The sequence below is a fragment of the Streptomyces chilikensis genome, assembly GCF_001642695.1.
Taxonomy (GTDB): Bacteria; Actinomycetota; Actinomycetes; order Streptomycetales; family Streptomycetaceae; genus Streptomyces; species Streptomyces chilikensis.
Genome location: NZ_LWCC02000026.1, coordinates 1 through 2,379, shown reverse-complemented (window position 1 = coordinate 2,379; position 2,379 = coordinate 1). Strand labels below are relative to the sequence as shown.

The window sequence follows — 2,379 nt, the reverse complement described above, 5'->3', positions numbered from 1 at the left end:
CCCGGGCGCCGGAGCGCGGGACGGGGGGCGTGACCGCGCCGTGCGGGCCCGCGCCGTGCGGGTCCGCGTCGCCGCGCAGCAGGTCCGCGTGCACGGCGCGCAGGACCGGGCCCGGGTCGGTGCCGAGGGTGTCGGCGAGGTGGCGGCGGAGGTCGCCGTAGGCGGCGAGCGCCTCGGCGGGGCGGCCGGTGGCGGCGAGGGCCCGCAGGCGCAGCGCCTGCAGCGGCTCGTCGAGGGGGTGGGCCTCGCACAGGGCGGTGAGGTCGGGGAGCGCTGCGGCGGCCTCGCCGAGGGCGAGGGCGGCGGTGAGGCGGGCCCGGCGGACCTCCAGGCGGCGGGCCTCCCAGCGGGCGGCACAGGCGCCGGGGTCGGGCAGGTCGGCGAGGGCGGGGCCGCGCCAGAGGGCGAGCGCCTCGTCGAGGGCGTGGGCGGCCTTGGCCGGGTCGCCGCCGTCGAGGGCGCGCAGCCCGTCCGCGGCGAGCCGGTCGAAGCGGTGCAGGTCGACGTCGTCGGGGTCGGCGGCCAGCCGGTAGCCGCCCTCCGCGGAGGTCACCGCGTCCGCGCCGAGGGTCCGCCGCAGCCGACCGACGAGGGCCTGGAGGGCGCCGGTGGCGTCGGCGGGCGGCTCCCCCGCCCACACCTCGTCGACCAGCACGGCCGACGGGACGGCGCGTCCGGCCCGCAGGGCGAGCAGGGTCAGCAGCGCGCGCAGCCGCGCCCCGCCGACCGGTACGGGGGTGCCGTCGGGGCGGGTGGCCTGGGTGGTGCCGAGGACCTGGTAGCGCACCCCGCCATTGTCCCCCGCACGCGCGGGGGGAGGGGTCAGCGGGTCGCCGAGTGACCGCGCTCCGCCTTGGTGCGCTTGTAGTAGTACCAGCACATGTTCGAGGAGAGCCCGGCGAGCAGCACCCAGACGATGCCGAGCCACCAGGTGCCCTCGACGAAGGAGACGACGGCGGCGACCACGGAAAGGACGCACACGACGAGGGCGTAGAGGGCGAGGCGGGGCATGGTGGTCGCTCCTGGGCGGCGGGGACGTGCTCGTGCCCTCCCAGTGTCCCCCATGCCCCGGTCCCGCCCGCGCCGCCTCCCCGGGCCGGCCGCGCGGCGGATGTCAGACGTCGGTGAGCCGCAGGCCCGCGTGGGCCTTGTAGCGGCGGTTCACCGAGATCAGGTTGGCGACCAGCGACTCCACCTGGTGGGCGTTGCGCAGCCGGCCGGCGAAGATGCCGCGCATGCCGGGGATGCGGCCGGCGAGCGCCTGGACGATCTCGACGTCGGCGCGCTCCTCGCCGAGCACCATCACGTCGGTCTCGATCTCGTCGATCTCCGGGTCCTTCAGCAGGACGGCGGAGAGGTGGTGGAAGGCGGCGGTGACCCGGGAGTCCGGCAGCAGCGCGGCGGCCTGCTGGGCGGCGCTGCCCTCCTCCACCCGGAGCGCGTAGGCGCCCTGCTTGTCGAAGCCGAGCGGGTTGACGCAGTCGACGACGAGCTTGCCGGCGAGTTCCTCGCGCAGCGACTCCAGCGTCCTGGCGTGGCCGTCCCACGGCACGGCGACGATCACGATGTCGCTGCGGCGGGCGCACTCCGCGTTGTCGGCGCCCTCGACGCCGTTGCCCACCTCCTCGGCGACGGCGCGGGCGCGGTCGGCGGCGCGGGAGCCGATGATCACCTTCTGGCCGGCCCGGGCGAGGCGGTAGGCGAGGCCCTGGCCCTGGTCACCGGTGCCGCCGAGGACGCCGACGGTCATCCCGGAGACGTCGGGGAGGTCCCAGGGGTCCTTGGCGGGAGCCTTCCGGGGAGTGTTCTGCGCACTGTCTGTAGTGGTCATGAGCCTGACTTTACGTGCGGGGGGCCGCCGCACCGCGGTGGCGTACCTCACGTCACCCCGCGCCACGCCGGGCCGTCACTTCGGGGGAATCGGCGGCGGACCCGGCGCTCGGGGGCACGGGGCTGCGGCACCATGCGCCCCATGGATGCCGTACGGGTGGCGCTGCTGCGCGAGGTCCTGGCCGGAACCGAGTGGCTGGACGCGACGCGCCGGTTCGCGGGGGTGCTGCGCGGGTCGGTGGTGTCGCACGGCGGAGGGCTGCTGCTGGTGGGCACGCCCGCCTACGAGCCGTGGCACCTGGCGGCGCACCTGGTGGACGAGGCGGCCTGGTCGGGCACGCCGGAGCTCTCCCCCACGCTGGTGCGGCACGCCGCGCGGGCCTCGGACCCGGCCCACCTGGCCGTCGGGCTGGGGCGGCTGGAGGCGGCCCGGCGCGGGGAGACGCTGCTGGTGGTGGCGCCGGACGCGACGGGCGCCGAACTGCTGGAGCGGGTGCGCGACGCCCGGCGCGCCGGGGCGACGGTGCTGGCCCTCGCCGGGCCCCGGGG

The 2,379-nt window shown here is 77.7% G+C and carries 3 protein-coding genes and 1 pseudogene; 1 reads left to right on the top strand and 3 read right to left on the bottom strand.

Features of this window, described 5'->3' with window-relative positions:
- The 3 genes from A2U95_RS21200 to npdG all read right to left on the bottom strand — a co-directional run.
- Positions 1-787, bottom strand: a 787-nt coding sequence (locus tag A2U95_RS21200) for an AfsR/SARP family transcriptional regulator (protein ID WP_166025697.1), incomplete at its 3' end; no start/stop codon positions are given.
- A gap of 35 nt (positions 788-822) precedes the next feature.
- On the bottom strand, positions 823-1,011 hold the full coding sequence (locus tag A2U95_RS21195; protein ID WP_166025696.1) for a hypothetical protein: 189 nt from the start codon (positions 1,009-1,011) through the stop codon (positions 823-825).
- Between the two features lie 103 nt (positions 1,012-1,114).
- Positions 1,115-1,831, bottom strand: a complete 717-nt coding sequence (gene npdG / locus A2U95_RS21190; protein WP_166025694.1) for an NADPH-dependent F420 reductase — start codon at positions 1,829-1,831, stop codon at positions 1,115-1,117.
- 141 nt (positions 1,832-1,972) lie between these two features.
- Between npdG and A2U95_RS21185 the strand changes: the two are divergent.
- Positions 1,973-2,379, top strand: a pseudogene (locus A2U95_RS21185) (hypothetical protein); the annotation flags it as partial.